Here is a 22,999-nt window from a genome sequence, read left to right on the forward strand (position 1 = left end):
GAAAAAAGGTGGAACCGCACGCTTGTTGGGGTCAGGTATGCTTGCCCACGCATATCCCCTGGGCGTAGGGACAGGGAAGTCAGATGATTTTACAATGCCCCGCCTGCTCGACGCGTTATGTCGTGCCCGATACCGCCGTTGGCGTGGAAGGCCGCACCGTGCGCTGTGCCAAATGCAGGCACAGCTGGTTTCAGGAAGGGCCATCCCTGCCTACGCCAGCCAAGGCCAAACCCGCGCCCACTCCGGCGCCACCACCACCACCTCCTCCTCCTCCTCCTCCTCCGCCCCCACCACCGCCCCCGCCCCCGCCAGCGCGGCCCTCTGCGCCTGGGCAGGACATGCTGGATGCGGTGGACGGCGGCAGAACGGCCAGCCTGCATAACCCGTCGCACAAGGTCGACATTTCATACAATGTGGACAGCCCCAAGGTCATCAGTCCGGGCGTTGCCAGTTCCATTCCTTCCGCCGCCGCAGTGGCGCACGAAGCCGAGGAACACACTGATGAGCAGGCCGAAGAACAGGCCGGGGTCGAGCACCCTGACGAGGCCGATGATAATCGGGGATACGAAGCCGAGGTAGAACCAGCTGCCGATCACTCCGAAGCGCTGGATGAATATGATCCCGCTACGGACCGTGTGGAGGAACCGCTGGGCTACGCCGCGCTGGCCGATGACGGGGAAGACTATTCTCCCTTCGATTCAGAGCCGCCCTTCCGCGCGCGCCGCAATCCGCTGAAGATGTGGACCTGGGCCGCGGCGATCTTTGCCATCGTGGTGGCCGGTACGATCTTTGCCGTAAGCTATTGGGGGCTGCCCGCATGGGTGCCGGTGGAACGGCCAACCTTCGCCGCCGCCCAGCCGGATCTGCAACTGGATTTCCCGCAGGAGGAGCAGGAACGCCGGACCTTGCCGAACGGCACGGAATTTTTCGGTGCCAGTGGCCGTATCACCAATATCGGCACACAGACGCGCAACGTACCCACGATCCTGATCGTGCTGCGCGATGCCCGCGATGCCATCGTCTACAGTTACGAGGTGTATCCGCCGAAACGTGAACTGGCGCCGGGAGAGACGGTGACGATCAACGAAGCGGTCACCGATATTCCCAAGCGCGCGGCCTATGCCGAATTCGGCTGGAATCCAGAGTAAGCCACGCGAAATTCGCCCACCGGGCAATTGGCCTCATTTGATTGCTTGCAGCGGGATAACCTTCTTGCTAGTGGCGCGCTCCTACCACGGCGGGCTGCGGCTCGCCTCTGTATCGATGTGCGGTCGTGGCGGAACTGGTAGACGCGCAACGTTGAGGTCGTTGTGGCCGAAAGGCCGTGGAAGTTCGAGTCTTCTCGACCGCACCATCCAATTCGACAAAAGAACAATTTTCGCCTTCGGGCGAACCGCAGCTGGCGGCTGATTCAGGCTTTTGCAGGCGCGCCGACTGATTCGGCAATGCAGTGATGCACGACGGGATCGAATTGAACGGCCTGTACAATCGGCAAAGCCTTAGTGCGGATTGGCATACGCTTTGATACTGCGTTGCCGCGCTCGGCACGTCATAACGAGGCATGGATACAGATTTGCCCACCGACACGGTTACGATCTCCGGCGGAAAGGTGCGGGGACAGTGCTCTGGCACCATCAGGACCTTCCTTGGCGTGCCCTACGCCAATCCGCCGCAGCGGTTCGAACTTCCAGAACCCCGCACCCCGTGGCAGGATGTGTTTGACGCAACCGATCCCGGGCCCAGCGCGCCGCATCGGATCAGGCCGTTTCCTGCCATCAATGTTGCCCCGTTGGTGGGGACGGGAAGCGATGGCAGCGACGGCGACTATCTCAGGCTGAACATCTGGGCCCCGCGCGAGGCCGAGAACGCACCGGTCATGGTATGGGTGCATGGCGGGGGTTTCGTGGTTGGCAGCAAGGACGCCGCGATCAGCGATGGAAGCGCATTCGCGAAAAGCGGCGTTATCTGCATCGCGATCAATTACCGCATGGGCATCGACGGCTTTCTGCCCGTGCCGGGTGCGCCCACAAACCTGGGACTGCGAGATATCCTGTTCGCGCTGCAATGGGTGCAGGACAATGTCGCCGCTTTCGGCGGCGATGCCGATAACGTCACCATATTCGGAGAGAGCGCGGGGGCGATGGCAATTGCTGACCTGATGACGTCTCCCCTGACAAAAGGGCTATTCCGCAGGGCCATTGTGCAAAGCGGGCACGGTGCGATGGTGCGCGACATTGGTGTAGCGCAAAAACTTGTCACGAAACTCGCCGCCAAGCTGAGAGTGACGCCGGACGCCGAGGGTTTTCGAACGGTAGGCCATGATGCTGCGGCGGACGCTATCGATGCGCTGGCAAAACCCAATGCGATTGACCTTCGCGATGCCGATGGCTTCGAACCTGTGTTCGGCATCAGCCGGTTCATCCCCGTCTATGGAGACGACGTCCTTCCGCAAAAGCCCATCGACGCCTTGCGGCAGGGGGCAGGCTCCGAGATCGACCTGCTGATCGGAACCAATGCGGACGAGATGAACCTCTATTTCGTGCCCACGGGCGTGCGATCGAAACTGCCACACCTGATGGCATGGTGGCTTCTTTCCAGATCGCTGCCCGACGCGCGCAAGGCGCTCAAAGCGTATGGCCTGGGCCAGATAGGAAAGCGCGCTGGCGAAGCATTTACCGAAGCGACGACCGATCTGGTTTTCCGCTCTCCGGCCCGGCAGTTTGCCGAGGCGCATCAGGGCAACACCTGGATGTACGAAATGGAATGGCAATCGCCCGCTTGCGGCGGCCGACTCGGCGCGTGTCACGGCATCGAAATGCCATTCGTGTTCGACACACTCGACACGGTAACCGGGCCGCGCGGTCTGGCGGGGGAAGATCCACCTCATGCGCTGGCGCGCCGCGTCCATAAGATTTGGGCAGACTTCGGGCGCGATGGAACGCTCCCTTGGCCCAGGTGGAATGGCGAGAAGCTGGTTTACCAACTGGCAGCAGGCAAGGCGATCACCGAACCGGCGATGCCCGCCGCGGCTTTCCTCCCGGACTGAAGGATAAGACATGTACCTTGAAAAATTGCGCCTGGACGGGCGGACGGCCTTCGTGACCGGTGGCGCGCAGGGCATCGGCCTCGCCTGTGCGGAAGCCTTGGGAGAAGCGGGCGCGCAAGTGGTGATCGCGGATCGCGATGCGGATGGGCTGGAGCGGGCCGTCATGCACCTGCGCGGAAAGGATGTGTCCTGTTGTGGCCAGCTGCTCGATGTCACCGATCCGGCGGCAGTCACTGAAGCTGCCGATGCCATGATGCAGCAGGAGGGCCGCATCGATATTCTCGTCAACAATGCCGGCATCGCGCGCAGCGATACCGCTGCGGAGGATGTGGGCGACGAGCTGTGGCTGAATGTGCTCGACGTCAATCTCAACGGCAGCTTCTGGTGCGCACGCGCATTTGGCAGGCACATGCTGGCCGCGGGACAGGGCGCCATCGTCAACGTCGGATCGATGAGCGGTTTCATCGTCAACCGGCCGCAGGCCCAGAGCTATTATAACGCATCAAAGGCGGCGGTGCACCAGTTGACAAAGAGTCTTGCCGCAGAGTGGGCGGATCGCGGAGTGCGCGTCAACGCCATTGCCCCGACCTATATTGCCACGCCGCTCAATGCCTTTGCCGACAAGGACAGCGAAATGTACCGGCGCTGGATCGACGGAACGCCGCAGGGCCGGCTGGGAGAGCCGGAGGAGGTCGCGTCGATTGCGCTGTTCCTTGCATCCGACATGGCATCCCTGATGACGGGCAGCATCGTCCTGGCAGATGGCGGATACACCTGCTGGTAAGCCAATCGGCACAGGGTTCCTGACATTCGGCAAACTCTCCAACCTTTCAGATAGGTTGAAAAGCTGTAAGATAGGTCGTCTAAGAACTATAAGATGACCTTTGGAGAGGCCAATGAAACTGACACCCTGCCACATGCTGTTCGCCAGCGCAGCCGTACTTGCCATTTCACCCGTTTGCGCGGTTGCGCAAACCTCGCTTGGTGACGATGCGAATGCCTCGGGCGAGGTGACTGATAACCCCGTGATGGCGCAGGACATGGGCGGCAATACCATCGTGGTAACCGCTCGCAAGCGTGAAGAAACGCTGCAGGATGTGCCGATTGCAGCCACCGCAATCGATGGCGATGTGCTGTCGGCGCGTGGCATCAATTCGGTGCGAGAGGCAGCTTCACTGGCGCCCGGTCTCAACATAAACAGCGACGGCGGCGGGCGTGCGTTCGTGGCCATTCGCGGCGTGGGTGTCACGCTGGTGCAATCGGTTCAGCCGGGCGTCGGCCTGTTTGTCGATGGCATCTATCGGCCCAACACCGGCTATCTCAACAACCCGCTGCTGGATGTCGAACGCATCGAGGTTCTGCGCGGGCCGCAGGGGACGCTTTACGGCAAGAATACGCTTGGCGGCGCGATCAATGTCATCACGCGCCAGCCCGGCAACAGCTTTGAAGCGCGCGCGAGCGCCAGCTACGCCGGACCCGACGATCAGCTTGTCCTCGCCGGTTCGGTTTCCGCGCCGCTGGTGGACGATCTTCTCGCGGTGCGCGTTGCCGCATCCCATCTGGAGCAGGATGGATTCATCCGTAACACGCTGCTGGACATTGACGGCAATCCGCTGAAATCCGATTCCGTGAACGCGTCGATTCGCTTCACGCCGGACCCGTTAACGCTGACGGTGAACGGCTATTACGACTGGATCGACACGGTGAATACGCCCTATTCATCAGTCGCCAATCCGGACGACTATTCCCGCGAGATCCGGTTCAACGCGCCGGGCCGCGTCGAATACAAATATCGCGGCATAAATGCGAAGCTGGAGGCGCCCATCGATGGCCTCGACAGCACGCTGACGCTGATCGGAGCGCTGGATGCGCGCGACAGTGACAGCCCGGATGCCGATGCAGACTTCGGGTCCGGCGATTTCGTCCGCTCCACCGGCGGAGATGATCTGCGCACCCGCACCGCCGAACTGCGCCTCGACAGCCAGATCAGCGACAATATTTCCACCCTCATTGGTCTGTTCTACAGCAACGAGAAAGTCTCGGCCCGCGATGTCTCACTGATCAAGGGGGCTTTTACAGGCCTGCCGTTCGATATCGAGCGGACCTCCACAAGCGAAACGCGCGCCAACACCTATGCGGTGTTCGGGACAATCTTCTGGGAGCCGACGCCCGACCTGGAAGTGGCCCTGGGCCTTCGTTACGACCATGAAAACCGCACAGCCAATGGAACGGTCATCACGGTCCTGGGTCCGCTCGGCGCATCAGGTGGTCCATTGCCCGAAGCGCAGATCAAGTCGGACGAATTCCAGCCCAAGCTGACCGTCACGCGAAACTGGTCGCCCGATTTCATGACCTATGCCTCGGTCGCGCGCGGTTATCGCGGCGGCGGCTTCAACGCGCCCACCGCGCCTTTCCGCACATACCAGGGTGACAGCGCATGGACATATGAAGTGGGTGCCAAAGTCGCGTCCCCTTCGAACGACTTCAACCTGGCGGCGGCCATCTTCTACAATGACTACTCCGACTATATTGGCCTCAACTCGATTGCCCCTGCCGCTGGTGGCGGGCTGGTGACGGTCGATCTGAACAGCGGCGATGTCGAATCCTATGGCCTGGAGCTGGAGGGGCTTTTCAGGCCCACCCCGGCCTGGTCGATCTCCGGCGGTCTGACGCTGCTGCATGCTCGCCTCACCAATTCGGACGCCTACACGCAGACCACCGGCCGCACGCTCTCCTCCGACCGGCTGACCTTCCAGCCCGACTGGATGGCCAATCTCGCGACTGACTATGTTTTCGAACTTTCGGGTGACAGCGAGTTCGTGCTGAGCGCGAATGTGACGGGCAAGGGGAAGCGGCTGGCCGCCACGCTGAACGAAACAACGCCAACGTTCCTCGACAGCTACTGGCTCGTCGGCGCGTCTGCCACCTATCGCAACGGGCCGTTCGAAATTGCCGCCTTCGTGCGTAACGCATTCCAGGAAGATTACTGGGAAAGCTATATCGAAAAGACCACGCTGCTTCTCGCCGGACTTCCGGGGACCGATCTTGGCATCATGGGCGATGCGCGCCGCTACGGCATTCGCGCCAGCTTCCGGTACTGATCCGATGCCGCAGGAGCACGCAACAGATAGCGCTGGGGCTAGTCCGCCCCCGCTACCCCAAGGCTTCCTGGAAACCTTGCGCAGCCAGTTTGGTGACAAGGTGGAAAGCGGGCAGGCGATCCGCGAGGAGCACGGTTCGAGCGAAGCACATTACAAATCGATGTTGCCTGATGCTGTCGTCTTTGCCGAGGACACCGACGATGTCGTGGCGCTGATGAACCTGTGTGTCGAACACGGTGTGCCGCTAATCCCCTTCGGTGCGGGCACTTCCATCGAAGGCAATGCGGCGGCGGTGCGGGGAGGCGTGTCACTTAATATGACGCGCATGGACAAGATCGTCGCGGTTCATGCCGAAGATTTCGATTGTGTGGTGCAGCCGGGCGTGCGGCGCGAGGAACTGAACCTGCACCTGCGTGATCAAGGGTTGTTCTTCCCCATCGATCCGGGCGCAAATGCCACGATCGGCGGAATGGCGTCGACACGGGCCAGCGGCACCAATGCCGTGCGCTATGGCACTATGCGCGATGCGGTGCTCAGCCTGAAAGTGGTGACGCCGCAGGGCAAGGTCATTCGAACGGCAAGAAGGGCGCGCAAATCGGCTGCGGGCTACGATCTGACACGGCTATACGTCGGATCGGAAGGCACGCTTGGCATCATCGTCGAGATCACGCTTCGCCTGTATCCCATTCCCGAAGCGATTTCCGCCGCGGTGTGCAGCTTCGAAACGCTGGACGGAGCGGTGGATACCGTCGTCCAGTCCATCCAATGCGGCGTTCCGCTGGCGCGGGTCGAAATCCTCGACGCGTTGCAGATGAAGGCGGTCAACGCATGGTCCAAGATGGATTACCGCGAAGCGCCGACGCTGTTCTTCGAATTTCACGGCAGCGAAAGCTTCGTCGCCGAGCAGGTGGAGACGGTAAAATCCTTGGCGCAGGACAATGGTGGCGGTGAATTCGCCTGGTCGAACCTGCCGGAAGAGCGCAACAGACTGTGGCGCGCGCGGCACGAGGCCTATTATGCGGCGGTCAATCTGCGCAAGGGTGCGATCGGATGGGCCACCGATGTCTGCGTTCCGATGAGCCGGCTTGCCGAATGCATTCGCGAAACGCATGCCGAACTGGAGAAGAGCGCGATACCCGCCACGATCCTGGGGCATGTGGGCGATGGAAACTTTCACGTCGTTTTCTCCATCGACCCCGATGCGCCGGAGGAAATGGACGAGGTCGCCGCGATCAACCAGAAGATGGTGGAGCGTGCGCTGGCAATGGACGGCACCTGCACGGGCGAACATGGCGTGGGTCTGGGCAAGCAGAACTCGCTGGTTGCCGAACTTGGTGACGCGGTTGAACAGATGCGGATGATCAAGCGGGTTTTTGACCCGCAGAACATTCTCAATCCGGGAAAGATCTTCGCGCTGTGACCACCGTTACGGCGGTGGATGCGCGGCAATCTGCGGCAGGCGAGGACACACCGCCCGCGCCGTGGAAGGCGTTGCTGATCCTTCTCGTCCTCGCTGTTGCGATGGCGGTGGGCAATATACTGCTCGGCGTTTTCAGCGCGGTGCAGGAGCAGGCGAAGGCCGAACTCGGCTTCAGCGATTTTCAGATGAGCCTGCTGAATGGCCTTGCGGTATCCATTCCGCTGGCTGCATTTGCTATCCCGGTTGGTCTGCTGGTCGATCGCAGCGTGCGCGTGCGTCTGCTGTTCTGGACTGCGGTCGCCTGGACCATCGGCACGCTGCTGACCGCCTTTGCCTACAGCATGCCATTGCTGTTCTTCGCGCGCATGCTGGGCAGCGTGGGCGCGAATATTTCCACCACGATTGCTATCTCGCTTGCCGCAGACCTGTGCCTGCCGGAAAAGCGAGGCCGATCACTGCTGTTGCTGACCATTGGCAAATATGCAGGCGCTGGCCTAGCCTTCGCGCTTGGCGGGTGGCTGCTGGGTTATTTCATCGAGAGCGGCGGTCTGATCGGACTGGCTCCGTGGCGCAGCATCCATCTTGTGCTGGGCCTAGCCAGTCTTGGGATCGTAGCCGTGCTTGCATTCCTGCGAGAGCCGAAGCGCATGGAAACGCGCGTCGGGCCGCAGGCACCGCTGCGCGAGGTGTTCCGCGAATTGCTCAGCTACTGGCGCTTCCTCGTGCCGCTGTTCATGGGGCAGATCGGCGTGCTGATGGCGGATGCCGCGGCAACAGTGTGGGCGGCACCCGTGCTGGCGCGGTCCTATAACGTTACGCCGCAGGAATTTGCCGGATGGATGGGTGCGGTCATATTCGGGGCAGGCATCCTGGGCGCGATAATCGGAGGTATCGCGGCGGACGCCGGCCATCGGACGGGCAAGCGCGGGGGCATTCTCATCGCGGCCATCATCGGCTCGATCATTGCGCTGCCTGCCGTGCTGTTTCCCCTCGCGCCCGACACGACCATGTTCGCAATCGCCCTGTTCGTATTGCTGGCGGGCGGCACTGTTACCGGACTGGTAACGGCAACTGCGCTGGCGGTGCTTTTGCCGAACGAGCTTCGCGGGCTTTCGATCGGGACTTTCCTTGCCGTTGGCGGACTGATCGCCTTTGGCGCGGCGCCTACGCTGGTGACACTGGTCAGCGGATGGCTTGGCGGGGAGGACCAGCTGCCGATGGCGCTGGCGTTGGTGGGCGGCGTCGTCAGCACCTTGGGTTGCGCCGGCTTCATCATCGCCTATCGCACGGCGCCGCAGCCTATAAGATAGGTATTGCCGACCTATCTTATAGGTGATAGCTCTCCGTTCGGAGGAGAGATCGGCAATGAAGATCGAGATTCGTGTGTCTGAAGATATGGTCAGCTATATCGGCCAGGGGCCGTTCCCCGATGGTGAGCCCATGAAGGACACGGTTGTATTCGCATTCTTTGTCACCGGGCAGCAGGGATTGCCCTGGGTCGCCTATCGCGATGCGCCGGATCTGGATGGTCTGGAAGGCAGCCAGCTCGTCTTCATGGTTCGCGCCGAGGCTTGCCAGCGGGTCTTCTCCCGTTCGCGCGGCCCGTCGGCGAACTGGCACTTGCCCGAAGCACTGCACCGCGTCGCGCTGTCGATCACCGATTGCGAGGGGCAGGGCGAAGCGAGAAAGACCCTTCGCCTTGCGCGCAGCATCGAATTGCTGTGCCAATTGCATGCGCATCTGGATGCTGGCGATCTGGTGACTGTCGATTGCGATACCGATATCACGGCGCGGGAGATTGAAAGCATCGTGCGCGCGCGCCGCATCATCGATCAACGCTGGCGCGAAAAGCTGACCATCCCCCTGTTGGCGCGCGAAGTGGGCGTGAACCGCGACAAGCTGGTCCGCCGCTTCCGCGAGGTTTATGGAGAGACCATTCACAATGCGCTGAGCGAACGGCGCCTGGATGAAGCGCGAACGCTGCTGCTATCGAGCGATCTGCCCGTATCCAGCGTGGCGCATCGATGCTCCTACATGAGTAACGCCAGTTTCACCCGTGCTTTCAGCCGCCGTTTCGGGCTTGCGCCAACAGCATTGCGCCATCAGGGGATCGCGGCATGAACAATCCGCAGATCCGCGCCGAAAAGGGCGGCCTTGTCGCCTCCGCCACCGCTGCCGTTCGCGAGTACATCAGCGAACATGGCCTGAAGGTGGGCGATAATCTGCCCAGCGAAGGCAGTTTCGCAAGCGAGGTGGGCGTCAGCAGACCCGTGATGCGAGAGGCGTTCCACGCGCTGTCGGCACTGAAGGTGATCGATGTTGGCAATGGCCGTCGGGCACGCGTGGCGGCCATTGATGGCTCGGTGATGGGGTCTTCCATCAGCCACGCGATCAGCACGTCGCAGGTTAAACTTTCAGACGTCTGGGAAGTGCGCCGCACGCTGGAATTGCGCACCGCCGAATTGGCGGCAAATCGCCGCAGCGAGGAACAGGCCGATACGATCCTGTCCTCTGCACACGCGCTTTCGCTCAGCCGGGACGACCGATCACGCACCGCATCCGACACCCAGTTTCACCAGGCTATCGCACTGGCGAGCGGCAACCAGCTTTACTACCAGATCGTGCGTTCTTTCGAACAGATGATGGAAGTGGCGATCCCGAAAGCCTGGGCGGGCCGCAAGACCGAGGAAGAGCACAGCGAAACTCTGAGGCTGCACATGGCAGTTGCCGAAGCGATCGCGGATCAGCAGCCCGACAAGGCAAGACAGGCGATGGAGGCGCATTTCGCGCGCTCTATCGGAGATTTGTTTTCCAGGGACGCGTAGGGCCGCCCGGCTTCGCAGATGGCGAAGCGCAAATATGTGGCGGTTACTGGCCGCCCCACCACACCCAGATGAACAGTGCTGCCAGCACCCATTCGCCAACAGCGGCAATCAGAATGCCGCGACCGGCCCGGCGCGCGAGATATTCGAACAGGCCCAGGAAACCCAATATCGCGATCGCGCCCGCCATTACCAGACATACGGCCGAGCGGAAATCCGAAGGCGCTGCATCGCGCGCCAAGAAAAACACCAGCCCAAGGGCGAGGTAGACCACTCCGAGACGGCGAAACAGGATCACCGCGCCATCGCTGACCTCGATACCCCATTCGCGCAACATGCCTGCGCCGCCGAAGATGAAGCGCAGGCCCAGAAGGCTGCCGGCCACCGTCATCACCCAGGCCATAATGTGAAAAGTCATTGCCGCATTCCCCATCCAAGCCTGCAAGTATCAGGCGTAGTCGTACGCTAATGAACCATTTCGCTCAAGCGATCAACTCGCATGGGAAGCGGCGCTCAATCGGCGGGGGAGTTTACAGCACCTCGTCTTCATCCAGCATGGGGTCGGCAAAGGCGGCCTCTTCAAACTGGTTCAGCCTGCGCGCGGCGGTTTCCACCCTACGCACCTCTGCCACATGCATCAGCGCGTCACCCTGGTTGACGACGGGCAGGTTGGTCTTGCCGATGATCACGCCATCCATCTGCGCGCGTACCTTGAAATCCACATCGCCGAACGGGTCTGACACCATGCCCACAATTTCATCAGCCATCACCAGATCGCCGGCCTTCTTGCGGGTGCGGAAGATGCCGCCTTCGGGTGCGCGCAGCCAGCTAGACCGGCTGGATCGCACGGGATCGGCGGCAGGCTTCATACCTGCGGCAGGCGCGCTCATGCCCAGATGCGCCATCACGCGCATGATGCCCTTCACGCCCACGCGGATGGCAAACTCGTCAAACCGCAAGGCCTCGCCTGCTTCGTAAAGGAGGACATCGGTGCCTTCCTTCAGGGCGGTTTCGCGCAGCGTGCTTGGCCTGAGGGGCGCGGTCAATATCGCGGGCGCGCCAAAGGCCATGGCCAATTCCTCTGCCTTGGGCCGATCCTTGCAGATGCGGATTTGCGGCAGATTGGTGCGGTGAACGGCGGCAGAGTGCAAATCGATGCCGTAATCGCTGCGGCAGATGATTTCCCTGGTGAACACGCTGGCCAGTTGCGCGGCCAGCGATCCCGATGCCGATCCGGGGAAAGAGCGATTGAGATCGCGGCGATCAGGCAGGTAACGCTGGTGCTGCACAAATCCGAATACGTTCACCACCGGGATGCAGATCAACGTTCCTGACAGGGATCGTGCGCGCACCTTGCCCAGCAATCGGCGGATGATTTCCACCCCCACGATCTCATCCCCGTGCACGCCAGCGCTGACGAACAGCGTGGGGCCGGGCTTTGCCCCGTGCAGCACGCGGATCGGAAGCGATATTTCCGTATGGGTGGACAGCCTGCTGATCGGCAGTTCCACGGTCGCCATCTTGCCGCGCGGAATGGATCGATCGGCCAGGATAAAGGGATCGCGCGCTTCCTGCCCGGCACCTGCAGAAGTTGTGTTATCCCTTCCCACGGGTCTTCGTCTTTCCGGGCACAGCGTTTTCCTCGATGAACTTGATGATCATGCTGGCGATGTCCTTGTCCGTGGCGTTCTCGATACCCTCAAGGCCAGGTGACGAATTCACCTCCATGATCACCGGCCCGTGATTGGATCGCAGCAGGTCCACGCCGCAGACGTTCAGCCCCATCGCCTTGGCCGCACGTACCGCGGTGGAACGTTCTTCCGGCGTGATCTTGATAAGTTGCGCGGTGCCGCCGCGATGCAGATTGCTGCGAAATTCACCCTCGGCGCCTTGGCGTTTCATCGCCGCCACAACCTTGCCGCCCACCACCAGGCAACGGATGTCTGACCCGCCCGCTTCCTTGATGAACTCCTGCACCATGATGGCGATATTCGCGCCGCGGAAAGCCTCGATAATCGACGCCCCGCCTTTCAGCGTTTCGGCCAGCACCACGCCGATGCCCTGCGTGCCTTCCAGCAGCTTGATCACCACGGGCGGTCCATTTACCGCCTTGATGATTTCCTCCGCCGCCTTGGGATCGTTGGCATAGGATGTCAGCGGCAGTCCCAGCCCGTATTTCGCCATGATCTGCGTGGATCGCAGCTTGTCCCTACTGCGCCCGATGGCCACGCTTTCATTGAGGGGCCACACGCCGCCCATTTCAAACTGGCGCAGCACGGCAAGACCATAGGCCGTGATGGAGGCACCGATGCGCGGGATCACCGCGTCATATCCGCTCAGCGTTTCTCCCTTGTACATCACGGTGGGGCGATGGCTGGCGATATTCACGGTGCAGCGCGTGGTGTTGAGAATATCCAGCTCGTGCCCACGGGCCTCTGCGGCTTCTTTCATCCGCTTGTGCGAATAGAGATTCGGGTTGCGTGCAAGCATTGCGATCTTCATTCGAATTACTCCTGGTTCAAGCCTGGCGGCTTTTGATTTTGTGGGCGTCCGGCGTCTGCAGCCATGAGTGGCCGCTATCGACAAGGAAACGGCGCCGTAAAGAGGTGCGACCGATCAGCATCGGAAATTTCATCTCGGACCGGTCGGCAAGGCTGATGTCGGTGCGGATCTGCGTGTCACCGATTTGCAGCTGCGTCTTGATGACATAGCGGCTTTGCGTCTCTCCGTTTGAACTGGTGATGCCGCGAATATCGACGTGAACGGCTTCGCATTGATGACGAACGCCATCCCAATCGACGGCGAACTGGACGAAACGCTGCCCGTCCCGCTCAAATTCATCCAGCACATGGGCATGGAGCGACGATGTGCGCGCGCCGGTATCGATCTTGGCCGGGATGCCGGACAGTCCCAGCTCTGGCAGGCCGACAAGCTCGCGCCAGCCGACGACGGGTTTGGGCTTTATCTTACGAATGAATCGCGTCCTTCAGATGGCCGTGTTGCATCGGGGTGTTTTCTCGATTTGCGCCCCTTGTCGCACAATCCTTGCGCATCTTCCATGCGAGAGGGCATGGCGTGGCGATGTATCAGTTTGCGCGGGCAAGCACGCCCGAATTCTCTATGTGCCGCTATATGTCCGGCAGCGATTGCTCTGCAAAGCCCCAGCCGGACAACGTCTTGCTGCTGGCGCGGTCCTGCAGGCGTTTCGCATCGTCGATGGAGAAGGGCTGCGTGTTGTCCATCTTCTTCAACTCGTTCCAGCCGATCGGCACCGCCACGGGCGCGCCGGAGCGGGCGCGGGCGGAATAGGGCAGTACGGCGGTGCTGCCGCGCTGGTTGCGCAGCCAGTCGATGAAGATCTTACCCTTGCGCTTCGCCTTGCTCATGGTGGCGGTGAAGCGATCCGGCTCTGCAAGGCTCATCGCCTCGGCAAAGCGGCGGGAAAAATCCTTGTGCGCCTCCCATGAATGGCCCGGGACAAGCGGCACCACCACGTGCACGCCCTTGCCGCCAGACAGCATGGCAAAGCTGACCAGCCCGATATCGGAAAGCCGCGCCCTGATGTCGCGCGCGGCCGATTTCACATCGTCGAAGTCCAGCCCCTCGTCCGGGTCCAGATCGAACACCATGCGATCCGGCAGTTCCACGTCATCGGTTCTCGATCCCCAGCCGTGAAATTCGATCGTGCCCATCTGCACGCATTGCAGGATGCCGCGCGCATCCTCGATATAGAGGTAGTCCTCGGTCCCGCCGTCCTTCTCCTTGATCGGCACGCTGTGCACGCCATCGCCGAACGCGCCGCTATCGTGTTTCTGAAAGAAGCATTTCTTCGCTCTTCCCTGCGGACAGCGCACCAAGCTGGCAGGACGGCGCGCGGCGAACGGCAGCATGATCGGCGCGACGGCCTCGTAATAATCGGCCAGCTGCCCCTTGGTCTGACCGCTATCAGGAAAGACGACTCGGTCCCGGCTGGAGATCTTAACCTCCGCTTCCGCCTTCGGGGTGCTGGACGGTTTCTCCGGCTTCACGGCGCTGGCAGGCTTGTCCGCGCGCAGGCCTAGATAGCTGCCGTGACGGATGTTTCCGTCTGCTGTAAATTCGGCAAAGCCCACTTCGGCCACCAGCTTGGGCGTCAGCCATGTTACGCCGCGCGCATCGGCTTTTGTCACCTCGACGGGAGCAGTCTTGCGCTCAAGGCGCCGCATCTTGGCGGCCAGCGAATCCATTTCCTCCTCGGTAAAGCCGGTGCCCACGCGGCCTTTGTAAACCAGCTCGTCGCCCTCGTGCTGCGCCATCAGCAGGGAGGCGAAGGGACGGCCCTTGGCGGAGCTATCCTTCAAGCCGACGATCACGAATTCCTGCCGCCGGGTGCATTTCACCTTCACCCAGCTTTTTGATCGGGAATGGCGATAGGGTGCGTCCATCTTTTTCGAGATGATGCCCTCCTGTCCCGCGCTGCACATGGCGTCGAACAGCTTCTCGCCTGCGCCGATAACGTGATCCGCCAGATGAACAGGCGGCTCTGCGTTTGCCAGCAGTGCCTCCAACCTCTCCTTGCGCTCTATATTCGTAACCTTGGCCAGATCGTCCCTTGCAAGCTCCAGCAGATCGAAGGCGTGGAAGGCCAGCTTGTCGGATTTGGACTGGCTGCCGTGGCCGCGTTTCAGCACCTGTTGCAGGGTGGAGAAATCGGGATTGCCCTTCGCATCATAGGCGATGATCTCGCCATCTATCAGGCAGGCGGGCAGGTCCATCGCGGCGATAGCGTCTACCAGCGGTGCGAATTTCTCCGTCCAGTCCTTCCCGCTGCGGGTGTAGACGCGCACCTTGTCACCGCTGACCGCGATCATGGCGCGGTATCCGTCGAACTTTATCTCGTGCATCCAGCCATTGCCGGTGGGCACATCATCCACCAGCGTGGCGAGCTGCGGCTTGCGGAATTTGGGCAGCGCCGCCGATTTGCTTCTGCGGGCCGGTTTAGCCTTGGTGGCATTGCGGGCAGATGCCTTTTCCATCTGCGCAAGGAAGGCATCGTCCTTCTTGCCTGCCAGCGGATATTCGCCGTCCTTATCAGCCGCGATTTCGGCCATGGATCGACCGGTCAGCACGCTGGTGAGTTCGCGCTCGACCAGCGCGTCACCCCCTTCGGCATGCTCATCCTGCAATTTGCGCAGCAGCCAGTTCTCGCGCTTTTCGCCGGGCTTCTTCTTCAGACGGATCAGCAGCCATTCGCCCTTCATTCGCTCCCCTTCGAGGATGAAATGCAGATGGCCCTTGTCGATATCGCTGGCGCTCTTGCCCTTGATCGGAGCCCAGCGCCCGCGATCCCATAGCATGATGGTGCCACCACCATATTCGCCCTTGGGGATGGTCCCCTCGAATTCGGCATAGGACATGGGGTGGTCTTCGGTGCGCACCGCCAGCCGCTTTATATCGGGATCGGGGGAGGGTCCCTTGGTGACGGTCCAGCTTTTCAGCACCCCGTCTATCTCCAGCCGCAAGTCCCAGTGCAGCCGCGTTGCATCGTGTTTCTGGACGATGAAAAGGTCGCCGCTCTTGCTGCTTTGCGCCTTGCCCGATGGTTCGGGCGTCTTTTTGAAATCGCGCTTGGCGTTATAGGTTGCAAGCGGATCGTCGGCCTTGCGCTTGCTGGCCATGTCAGGCGGATTTCTTGCGCTTAGCTGCGGTTTTCTTCGCCGGCTTCTTCTCGCCGACGGATTTCTTCAGCGCGGCCATCAGGTCAATCACGTTGCCGCCCGAAGCGCTGTCAGGATCGTCGACATCCTCGATAATGGCTTTCTTGCTCTTGGACTTCGCTTTTTTGTCGATCAGCTTGCGCAACGCATCGGCATAGCGATCCTCAAACTCGCTGGCATCGAAGGGGGCGCTCCGGTCGTCGATCAGCGTTGTGGCAAGGTCGAGCAGTTCCTTCTTCGGCTTGCTCTCGTCGATTTCGCTGAAGAACTCCTGCCCCTTGCGAACCTCGTCGGCGTAGCGCAGCGTTTCCATCAGCAGGCCTTTCCCGCACGGCCGGATCGCCACCAGTTTCTCGCTGCCGCGCATCGACAATTGCCCCAGCGCCACCTTTTTCGACTTTCGCAGCGCCTCTCGCAACACGACGAAGGCCTCCTCGGCCAGGTCGTCCTTGGGCGCGATGTAATAGGGTTTTTCGAAGTAGAGCGGGTCAATCTCGCAAGTGTCGACGAACTGCACCAGCTCGAGCGTCTTCTTGCTCTCGATCTTTACGGCTTCGATCTCTTCTTCTTCCAGAAGCACGTATTCACCCTTGGAAATCTCGTATCCCTTGATGATCTCATCGCGATCGATGGGGCCGATGCCTTCCACCACCTTCTCGTATGAAACCCGCTTTCCGCTGGGTTCGTGGATCTGGTTGAAACGGATTTTCGCACCCGATTTGGATGCAGAAAAAACCTCCACCGGGATCGATACGAGGGCAAGCCTGATCTGACCCTGCCAATATGCACGTGCCGCCATTTCTCACCTCCGTTTGGACAATCAGCGTTTATCGCCGCATTTCGTTTCGCGCTCCACGGCAAAATGACCGTGGCAGTACCGGAACATCGCGCCTGCTTATCCGTTATTCGGGCAAAGGAGATTCACATGATTGGTAAGCTTATTGGCGCCGGCGTTGGCGCAGCACTCGGCAAGGAAACCCGCAAGATCGGTGGCCCGACCGGCGCAATTCTTGGCGCGGTCGCCGTTCCATTGGTAACCCGCCTGCGCATTCCGGCACTGCTGGCACTGGCCGGCGGCGGCTATCTGGCAAAGCGCTTGGCGGACAAGTCCACGGCGCCCGCTGCGCCGACGACGCCGACGACCCCAGCGGTCTGATAAAACACCATTGATTTCGAGAAGGGCGGTCCGTGTGGCCGCCCTTTTCATATGTGCGGCAATACTGCGCGGCGCGGCATCGGCCCGTTGAGAAGCGGAGGCTCTCGCTTGCACGCCGCGCCCCCTGTTCCTACGTCGGTTCCTCAATCAGCGAATCGAGACAATCCATGACCACCCATCGCACCCGCATGCTCATCATCGGCTCAGGCCCCGCAGGCTATTCCGCTGCCATTTACGGCGCGCGTGCGGGGATGGAGCCGATCGTCGTGCAGGGCCTGCAGCCCGGCGGCCAGCTGACCATCACCACCGACGTGGAGAACTATCCCGGCTTTGCCGACGTGATCCAGGGCCCGTGGCTGATGGAGCAGATGCAGAAGCAGGCAGAGCATGTTGGGACCCGCATGATGTGGGACACCATCGTGGACGTGGACATGGAAGGCGGATCGCCGTTCACCGCAACCGGTGACAGCGGCGATCAATATGTGGGCGATGTGCTGGTGATCGCCACCGGCGCGCAGGCAAAATGGCTTGGCGTTCCGGGGGAGCAGGAACTGGGCGGCAAGGGCGTGTCCGCCTGCGCCACGTGTGACGGGTTCTTCTATCGCGGCAAGAAGGTGGCCGTGATCGGCGGCGGCAACACCGCCGTGGAAGAGGCGCTGTACCTCACCAACCATTCCGACGATGTGACGTTGATCCACCGCCGTGATGAATTGCGCAGCGAGAAGATCCTGCAGGAACGCCTGTTCAAGTCCGACAAGATCTCCACCCTCTGGAACAAGTCGGTGGAGCGGTTTGTGGCGGGTGAAAACGGCGCGCTTGGCAAGCTGGAACTGGTGGACACGGTGACCGGCGAAAAGAGCGAGCTGGAAGTGGACGGCGCATTCGTTGCCATCGGCCACGCCCCTTCGACAGAGCTGTTCAAGGGCAAGCTGCCGATGGACGATGGCGGCTATCTGCTGGTGGAACCGGGCACGCCAAAAACAGAGATTCCCGGCGTGTTTGCCTGCGGCGACGTGATGGATCACACCTATCGCCAGGCGGTGACGGCGGCTGGCACCGGCTGCATGGCCGCGCTTGATGCCGAACGCTTCCTCGCCACGCTGGAGTTTGCCGAAAAGGAAGCCGAAGCGGCGGAATAATTCCGCAGCGAAAACCCGCGGCTAGAACGTCGGTTAGAACTGGGAAAAGTCGGGCGCGCGCTTTTCCATGAAGGCTGTGAAGGCCTCGCGCGCCTCTGCACTTTGCAGGCGCTGCGCGAAAATCTCGATCTCCGCTTCCATCTTGGCGGCCACGAGGCCGGGATCACGCATCAACGTCTTGCTGGCCTGAACCGCGCCCGGTGGTAGCGCCGCGATGCGGGCCGCAGCCTTTGCGACGCTTCCTTCAAGATCGGCGTTTGCCACAACCTCATTGGCCAGCCCGCACGCAAGCGCATCGCTGGCTTCCATCCGCTCTCCCATCGCCAACATCGCGAAGGCGCGCTGGTGGCCAATGGCAACGGGCAGCAGCAGGCTGGAGGCAGCCTCTGGCACCAGGCCCAGCGTGGTGAAAGGCGTGCTCAGCTTCGCGTCCTGCGCCAACACCACGTAATCGCAATGCAGCAGCATGGTGGTGCCGATGCCCACGGCATGACCTTGCACCCCTGCCAGCAGCGGCTTTGTAAAACTGCCGAGCAGGCGGATAAAGCGGAAGACATTCGCCTCTCCGACATTTCCCGATGATTTCAGAAAATCGCCGATGTCGTTGCCCGCGCAGAACAGGTCGCCCGCACCGCGGATGACGACTGCCCGAACGGCAGCGTCTCGTTCGGCGCTCTCCATGGCATCGGCCAGCGCGCCATACATTGCATCGGTGAGGGCATTCTTCTTGTCCGGCCGGTTCATCAGCAGCGTCAGCACGCCGCCATCCTGCGTGATATCTACAGTGCCGCTCATGCCCGTCTCCTATTCGTGATCGTGCCGCCCGAAATCGGGCCGTGCATCGTCCTGCCCCTGTTCCACGATCCGCCGCCGGATAGCACGGGTTTTCGAGAATTGGTCGAACATCATCTCGCCGTCGCCGGCCCTGATCGCCTCTCGCATCAATGCCAGATCGCCCAGAAAGCGATCAAGCATGTCGAGCACCGCGTCGCGGTTGTTCAGGAAAACATCGCGCCACATCACAGGGTCACTGGCGGCAATGCGGGTGAAATCGCGGAAACCACCGGCGGAATATTTGATCACCTCGCCCCGCGTCACCTCTTCCAGATCGCTGGCGGTGCCCACGATGGTGTAGGCGATGAGGTGGGGGATGTGGCTGGTTACGGCCAGCACCAGATCGTGATGCTTCGCATCCATGATCTCTACCGTCGATCCCAGACCCTGCCAGAACGACTTCAGATTGGCGATCTGGCCTTCTGCCGCGCCATCGGGCGGGGTGATGATGCACCAGCGCTGATGAAACAGGCTGGAAAAGCCTGCGTCCGGCCCGGATTCCTCCGTGCCCGCAACGGGGTGCGCGGGGATGATCGTGTGATCGGGCAGGGCCTTTGCCAGGCTTTGTGAGACACTCAGCTTGGAAGAACCGACGTCGCTGATAACCGCTTCTGGTAAAAGGCCGGGGGCAAAAGCCTTTGCCGCGGCATCCATCGCGCCCACGGGCACGCACAGGATGACGAGATCGGCATCGCGCACAGCCTCCACCGGGTCATCCGCGATGGTGCCGCACAGATTGCGCGCCCGCGCCCGCTCACGAACCGCAGGATCGGCATCGTAACCTGTGGTTTTCACATCGGGCAGGTGCGCTTCCACGGCCAAGCCGATGGACCCGCCCAGCAGCCCGAGGCCGATGATGGCAACATGCTGGAAGCTCATCGTGCGGCCTCACACAGTTGGCGCAGTGTCTCTGCAATTTCGGCCATCTGCCGGTCCGTTCCGATGGTGATGCGCAGCGCATGGGGCAGGCCCTGACTAGGGAGGTGCCGCACCGCATATCCCGCCTGCGCAATCCCGCGCAGCGCGGCATCGGCAGTCAGCGCGCCTTCGAAAAGCACCAGCAGGAAATTCGCTTCGCTCGGCAATGCGCGCAGGCCGTGATTGCCTAGCGCCTCTATCGCCGTGGCAAAGCGGGCGCGGGCGGCGGCGTTATGCGTGCGGCTGCTGTCTACGAAAGACTGGTCTTCCAGCGCCGCGATGGCCGTGCGTTGGCCGCTGGTGGTGACGTTGAACGGTCCGCGCAGGCGGTTCAGGGCATCCACCAGATGCGGCGCGCCGGTGCCCCAGCCAATCCGTTCCCCCGCAAGCCCATAAGCCTTCGAAAAGGTGCGCGTTACCAGCACGTTATCTTGCGTGGCGGCAAGTTCCAGCCCGCCATCGTCATCCGCGGCATCGACATATTCGGCATAGGCCTGATCCACCACCAACAGCACATCGGGTGCCAGCCCGGCATGCAGGCGCGCGACTTCTGCGCGGGGCAGGAATGTGCCCGTTGGGTTGTTGGGATTGTCCAGCAGCACCACTTTCGTGCGCGGGGTGACGCTGGCCAGCATGGCATCCACCGATGCAGCGTAATCGTGATCCTCGGCCAGAACGTGATCCGCCCCCACCTTTTGCGCCAGCAGCGGGTAAAGCGAGAAGGCGAAGCGCGAGAACAGGATCTCGTCACCGACGCCGGCAAAGGCCTGCACCGCGCAGTTCAGCAATTCGCCGGAGCCTGTGCCGCATACGATGCGCGCAGGGTCAATGCCGTGCACCTTGCCGATGGTTTCACGCAGCAGCGTGGCATCGGGATCGGGATAGCCTGCGGGCGAGGCCACCTCGGCTAGCGCGTCCATCGCCTTGGGCGAGCAACCCAGCGGGTTCTCGTTGGCGGAAAGCTTGACCAGCGGCTTGCCGTCGTCTCCCGCGCTCTTGCCCGGCACATAGGCGTGGATCGCCTCGATATAGGGCTTCATCTGCGGGCGGGAGCTTGGGGGCATGGTCGAAGTCTCGTCAGTTGCGAAAGCGCGCATAGCTGCCCTTTGCAGCGATTGACAGCCCGCGATTGACACGCGCGCAAGCGACGCCCAAGTCCGCAGGCCGAGATCATGGCCACAACAACCGCAATAGACTTCCGCACCCTCACGCTGGACGCGCCGTTGCCACTGGACAGCGGGCGCGCGCTGGCGGGTGTGGAAATGGCGTATGAAACCTATGGTGAACTGGCGGCGGACAAGTCCAACGCCGTGCTGGTGTGCCATGCGTTGACGGGGGACCAGTTCGTGGCGGGCACCAACCCCGTTACCGGCAAGCCCGGCTGGTGGGAACGCATGGTCGGCCCGGGCAAGCCGATCGACACGGATCGCTTCCACGTGATCTGCGCCAATGTGATCGGCAGTTGCCTTGGCTCCACCGGCCCTGCCAGCGCGGGTCCGGACGGGCAGCCCTATGCAATGGAATTCCCGGTCATCACCATTCGCGACATGGTGCGCGCGCAGATGGCCATGCTGGATGCGCTGGGCATCGGGCGGCTGCACGCCGTGGTGGGCGGATCGATGGGCGGGATGCAGGCCTTGTCCTGCGCGGCCAACTTCCCGGAACGCACGGACCGTGTGCTGGCCATTGCCACCACCGCGCGCCATTCCGCGCAGAACATCGCCTTTCACGAGATGGGGCGACAGGCCATCATGGCGGACCCTAACTGGCAGGGCGGCAATTATTACGCTGGCGAAACGCCTGCAAAGGGGCTGGCCGTGGCGCGCATGGCCGCGCACATCACCTACCTATCCGAAGAAGGGCTGACCGAGAAATTCGGCCGCCGCCTGCAGGACAGGGACGCCAAGAGCTTCGGCTTCGATGCCGATTTCCAGGTGGAAAGCTATCTGCGCTATCAGGGCCTCAGCTTCACCGATCGCTTCGATGCCAACAGCTATCTCTACATCACCCGCGCAATGGATTATTTCGATCTGGCGGAGGAGCATGGCGGATTGCTGGCCGATGCATTTCGCGGCGCGAAGGACACGCGTTTCTGCCTCGTCAGCTTCGACACAGACTGGCTTTATACCACTGCCGATATGCGCGAAGTGGTGCACGCGCTGAATGCCGTTGCGGCACCTGTCAGCTTTGTGGAACTCAGCGCACCATATGGCCACGACAGCTTCCTGCTGGATGTGCCAGCGCTGGACCGGGTGGTGAAGGGGTTCCTGGTATGAGCGCGCTGCGCCCCGATCTTGCCAAAATCGCCTATATGGTGCCCGCAAGTTCCCGCGTGCTGGATGTCGGCTGCGGGGAAGGGGACCTGATGGAAGTCCTGCAACTGCAAAAACAATGCGATGCGCGCGGGATGGAAATCGATGCCGAACAGGTGGCAAAGGCCGTTTCGCGCGGGCTTTCCGTGGTGCAGGGTGATGCCAATCGCGATCTTGCAGATTATCCCAATGGCGCGTTCGACGTTGCCGTGCTGAGCCAGACCCTGCAGACCGCGCAGCGCCCCGACTGGCTGCTGGAACAGCTTTTGCGCGTTGGGCGGGAGGCTTTTGTCAGCTTCCCCAATTTCGCCTATTGGCGCATGCGCCTGTCGCTGCTGCGCAATGGCCGTATGCCGATCTCTCGGCACCTGCCGGGCAGCTGGTATGAAACCGCCAATATCCACCATCTGACCATTGCCGATTTCCGCGAATTCCTGTCGCAGCGCGGGGTGAACATCAGTGGCAGCTGGTTTTTTGCCGATGGCCGGGAAATAGGCGGACGCAACGCAAACTGGCGCGCCGAACACGCAGTCTTCCAGTTGAGTCGTTAGCCCC

21 protein-coding genes and 1 tRNA gene are annotated in these 22,999 nt (G+C 61.7%); 13 read left to right on the plus strand and 9 right to left on the minus strand.

What is annotated here, in order from left to right:
• Positions 1-83 precede the first annotated feature (83 nt).
• The 9 genes from GRF63_RS16585 (at position 84) to GRF63_RS13155 (ending at position 10,392) form a co-directional block, all read left to right on the plus strand.
• A complete protein-coding gene (locus GRF63_RS16585; protein ID WP_237392490.1) occupies positions 84-1,148 on the plus strand; it encodes a zinc-ribbon domain-containing protein in 1,065 nt (354 codons plus the stop codon).
• Between the two features lie 119 nt (positions 1,149-1,267).
• Positions 1,268-1,354, plus strand: a tRNA-Leu gene (locus GRF63_RS13120).
• 207 nt (positions 1,355-1,561) lie between these two features.
• A complete protein-coding gene (locus GRF63_RS13125; RefSeq protein WP_160486507.1) occupies positions 1,562-3,046 on the plus strand; it encodes a carboxylesterase/lipase family protein in 1,485 nt (494 codons plus the stop codon).
• Between the two features lie 10 nt (positions 3,047-3,056).
• Positions 3,057-3,830 (plus strand): SDR family NAD(P)-dependent oxidoreductase, encoded by a 774-nt coding sequence (locus GRF63_RS13130; RefSeq protein ID WP_160486508.1) that lies wholly within the window; start codon positions 3,057-3,059, stop codon positions 3,828-3,830.
• A 112-nt stretch (positions 3,831-3,942) separates the two neighbouring features.
• A complete protein-coding gene (locus GRF63_RS13135; RefSeq protein WP_160486509.1) occupies positions 3,943-6,147 on the plus strand; it encodes a TonB-dependent receptor in 2,205 nt (734 codons plus the stop codon).
• Positions 6,148-6,151: 4 nt separating this feature from the next.
• Positions 6,152-7,567: an FAD-binding oxidoreductase gene (locus GRF63_RS13140; protein WP_160486510.1), complete on the plus strand. Its 1,416-nt coding sequence runs from the start codon at positions 6,152-6,154 to the stop codon at positions 7,565-7,567.
• Entirely contained in the window at positions 7,564-8,877 is a 1,314-nt protein-coding gene (locus GRF63_RS13145; RefSeq protein ID WP_337189668.1) for an MFS transporter, read from the plus strand. Before GRF63_RS13140 ends, GRF63_RS13145 begins: the two co-directional genes overlap by 4 nt.
• A gap of 55 nt (positions 8,878-8,932) precedes the next feature.
• Positions 8,933-9,688 (plus strand): helix-turn-helix domain-containing protein, encoded by a 756-nt coding sequence (locus tag GRF63_RS13150; protein ID WP_160486511.1) that lies wholly within the window; start codon positions 8,933-8,935, stop codon positions 9,686-9,688.
• Positions 9,685-10,392: a FadR/GntR family transcriptional regulator gene (locus tag GRF63_RS13155; protein WP_160486512.1), complete on the plus strand. Its 708-nt coding sequence runs from the start codon at positions 9,685-9,687 to the stop codon at positions 10,390-10,392. The genes GRF63_RS13150 and GRF63_RS13155 overlap by 4 nt, the downstream gene beginning before the upstream one ends.
• Before the next feature lie 43 nt (positions 10,393-10,435).
• Here the strand turns inward: GRF63_RS13155 and GRF63_RS13160 are convergent, their stop codons facing one another.
• The 6 genes from GRF63_RS13160 to ku all read right to left on the minus strand — a co-directional run bounded on the left by GRF63_RS13160 (position 10,436) and on the right by ku (position 16,884).
• Entirely contained in the window at positions 10,436-10,807 is a 372-nt protein-coding gene (locus tag GRF63_RS13160; protein WP_160486513.1) for a hypothetical protein, read from the minus strand.
• A gap of 112 nt (positions 10,808-10,919) precedes the next feature.
• Positions 10,920-11,999 (minus strand): succinylglutamate desuccinylase/aspartoacylase domain-containing protein, encoded by a 1,080-nt coding sequence (locus tag GRF63_RS13165; RefSeq protein ID WP_202131749.1) that lies wholly within the window; start codon positions 11,997-11,999, stop codon positions 10,920-10,922.
• A complete protein-coding gene (gene rimK / locus GRF63_RS13170; protein ID WP_160486514.1) occupies positions 11,986-12,891 on the minus strand; it encodes a 30S ribosomal protein S6--L-glutamate ligase in 906 nt (301 codons plus the stop codon). The genes GRF63_RS13165 and rimK overlap by 14 nt, the downstream gene beginning before the upstream one ends.
• Positions 12,892-12,907: 16 nt before the next feature.
• On the minus strand, positions 12,908-13,363 hold the full coding sequence (locus tag GRF63_RS13175; RefSeq protein WP_337189692.1) for an ATP-dependent zinc protease family protein: 456 nt from the start codon (positions 13,361-13,363) through the stop codon (positions 12,908-12,910).
• Positions 13,364-13,517: 154 nt separating this feature from the next.
• Positions 13,518-16,046 carry a DNA ligase D gene (gene ligD, locus GRF63_RS13180; protein ID WP_160486515.1) on the minus strand — a complete coding sequence of 843 codons (2,529 nt, stop codon included), beginning with the start codon at positions 16,044-16,046 and terminating at the stop codon, positions 13,518-13,520.
• Position 16,047: 1 nt separating this feature from the next.
• Positions 16,048-16,884, minus strand: coding sequence for a non-homologous end joining protein Ku (gene ku, locus GRF63_RS13185; RefSeq protein WP_160486516.1), 837 nt, complete (start codon positions 16,882-16,884; stop codon positions 16,048-16,050).
• A 126-nt stretch (positions 16,885-17,010) separates the two neighbouring features.
• Here ku and GRF63_RS13190 point away from each other — a divergent pair, with 126 nt between their 5' ends.
• Both GRF63_RS13190 and trxB read left to right on the plus strand, forming a co-directional pair.
• A complete protein-coding gene (locus tag GRF63_RS13190) occupies positions 17,011-17,241 on the plus strand; it encodes a hypothetical protein (protein ID WP_160486517.1) in 231 nt (76 codons plus the stop codon).
• 167 nt (positions 17,242-17,408) lie between these two features.
• On the plus strand, positions 17,409-18,380 hold the full coding sequence (gene trxB, locus GRF63_RS13195; protein ID WP_160486518.1) for a thioredoxin-disulfide reductase: 972 nt from the start codon (positions 17,409-17,411) through the stop codon (positions 18,378-18,380).
• Between the two features lie 33 nt (positions 18,381-18,413).
• On the opposite strand, the gene GRF63_RS13200 is transcribed toward trxB, so the two are convergent.
• The 3 genes from GRF63_RS13200 to GRF63_RS13210 are packed head-to-tail and all read right to left on the minus strand — an operon-like array spanning position 18,414 to position 21,229.
• Positions 18,414-19,175, minus strand: a complete 762-nt coding sequence (locus GRF63_RS13200) for an enoyl-CoA hydratase (RefSeq protein ID WP_160486519.1) — start codon at positions 19,173-19,175, stop codon at positions 18,414-18,416.
• A gap of 9 nt (positions 19,176-19,184) precedes the next feature.
• Entirely contained in the window at positions 19,185-20,093 is a 909-nt protein-coding gene (locus tag GRF63_RS13205; RefSeq protein ID WP_160486520.1) for a prephenate/arogenate dehydrogenase family protein, read from the minus strand.
• Positions 20,090-21,229: a pyridoxal phosphate-dependent aminotransferase gene (locus GRF63_RS13210; RefSeq protein WP_160486521.1), complete on the minus strand. Its 1,140-nt coding sequence runs from the start codon at positions 21,227-21,229 to the stop codon at positions 20,090-20,092. The genes GRF63_RS13205 and GRF63_RS13210 overlap by 4 nt, the downstream gene beginning before the upstream one ends.
• 75 nt (positions 21,230-21,304) lie before the next feature.
• Between GRF63_RS13210 and metX the strand changes: the two genes are divergently transcribed.
• The gene (gene metX, locus GRF63_RS13215; protein ID WP_160486522.1) at positions 21,305-22,408 is read left to right on the plus strand and encodes a homoserine O-acetyltransferase MetX; all 1,104 of its coding nucleotides are present in this window, start codon (positions 21,305-21,307) and stop codon (positions 22,406-22,408) included.
• Positions 22,405-22,995, plus strand: coding sequence for a methionine biosynthesis protein MetW (gene metW / locus GRF63_RS13220; protein WP_160486523.1), 591 nt, complete (start codon positions 22,405-22,407; stop codon positions 22,993-22,995). Before metX ends, metW begins: the two co-directional genes overlap by 4 nt.
• Positions 22,996-22,999 lie beyond the last annotated feature (4 nt).

Origin of the sequence: Aurantiacibacter rhizosphaerae, assembly GCF_009807005.1 — a bacterium.
Taxonomy (GTDB): domain Bacteria; phylum Pseudomonadota; class Alphaproteobacteria; order Sphingomonadales; family Sphingomonadaceae; genus Alteraurantiacibacter; species Alteraurantiacibacter rhizosphaerae.

Excerpts from the sequence above, each read along its gene's own strand:
- trxB (WP_160486518.1), top strand. The coding sequence starts at position 17,409 with ATGACCACCCATCGCACCCGCATGCTCATCATCGGCTCAGGCCCCGCA.
- GRF63_RS13210 (WP_160486521.1), bottom strand. The coding sequence starts at position 21,229 with ATGCGCGCTTTCGCAACTGACGAGACTTCGACCATGCCCCCAAGCTCC.
- metX (WP_160486522.1), top strand. The coding sequence starts at position 21,305 with ATGGCCACAACAACCGCAATAGACTTCCGCACCCTCACGCTGGACGCG.
- ligD (WP_160486515.1), bottom strand. The coding sequence starts at position 16,046 with ATGGCCAGCAAGCGCAAGGCCGACGATCCGCTTGCAACCTATAACGCC.
- GRF63_RS13205 (WP_160486520.1), bottom strand. The coding sequence starts at position 20,093 with ATGAGCTTCCAGCATGTTGCCATCATCGGCCTCGGGCTGCTGGGCGGG.
- GRF63_RS13160 (WP_160486513.1), bottom strand. The coding sequence starts at position 10,807 with ATGACTTTTCACATTATGGCCTGGGTGATGACGGTGGCCGGCAGCCTT.
- GRF63_RS13125 (WP_160486507.1), top strand. The coding sequence starts at position 1,562 with ATGGATACAGATTTGCCCACCGACACGGTTACGATCTCCGGCGGAAAG.
- GRF63_RS16585 (WP_237392490.1), top strand. The coding sequence starts at position 84 with ATGATTTTACAATGCCCCGCCTGCTCGACGCGTTATGTCGTGCCCGAT.
- GRF63_RS13155 (WP_160486512.1), top strand. The coding sequence starts at position 9,685 with ATGAACAATCCGCAGATCCGCGCCGAAAAGGGCGGCCTTGTCGCCTCC.
- GRF63_RS13190 (WP_160486517.1), top strand. The coding sequence starts at position 17,011 with ATGATTGGTAAGCTTATTGGCGCCGGCGTTGGCGCAGCACTCGGCAAG.
- GRF63_RS13135 (WP_160486509.1), top strand. The coding sequence starts at position 3,943 with ATGAAACTGACACCCTGCCACATGCTGTTCGCCAGCGCAGCCGTACTT.
- GRF63_RS13150 (WP_160486511.1), top strand. The coding sequence starts at position 8,933 with ATGAAGATCGAGATTCGTGTGTCTGAAGATATGGTCAGCTATATCGGC.
- ku (WP_160486516.1), bottom strand. The coding sequence starts at position 16,884 with ATGGCGGCACGTGCATATTGGCAGGGTCAGATCAGGCTTGCCCTCGTA.
- rimK (WP_160486514.1), bottom strand. The coding sequence starts at position 12,891 with ATGAAGATCGCAATGCTTGCACGCAACCCGAATCTCTATTCGCACAAG.
- GRF63_RS13130 (WP_160486508.1), top strand. The coding sequence starts at position 3,057 with ATGTACCTTGAAAAATTGCGCCTGGACGGGCGGACGGCCTTCGTGACC.
- GRF63_RS13140 (WP_160486510.1), top strand. The coding sequence starts at position 6,152 with ATGCCGCAGGAGCACGCAACAGATAGCGCTGGGGCTAGTCCGCCCCCG.
- metW (WP_160486523.1), top strand. The coding sequence starts at position 22,405 with ATGAGCGCGCTGCGCCCCGATCTTGCCAAAATCGCCTATATGGTGCCC.
- GRF63_RS13200 (WP_160486519.1), bottom strand. The coding sequence starts at position 19,175 with ATGAGCGGCACTGTAGATATCACGCAGGATGGCGGCGTGCTGACGCTG.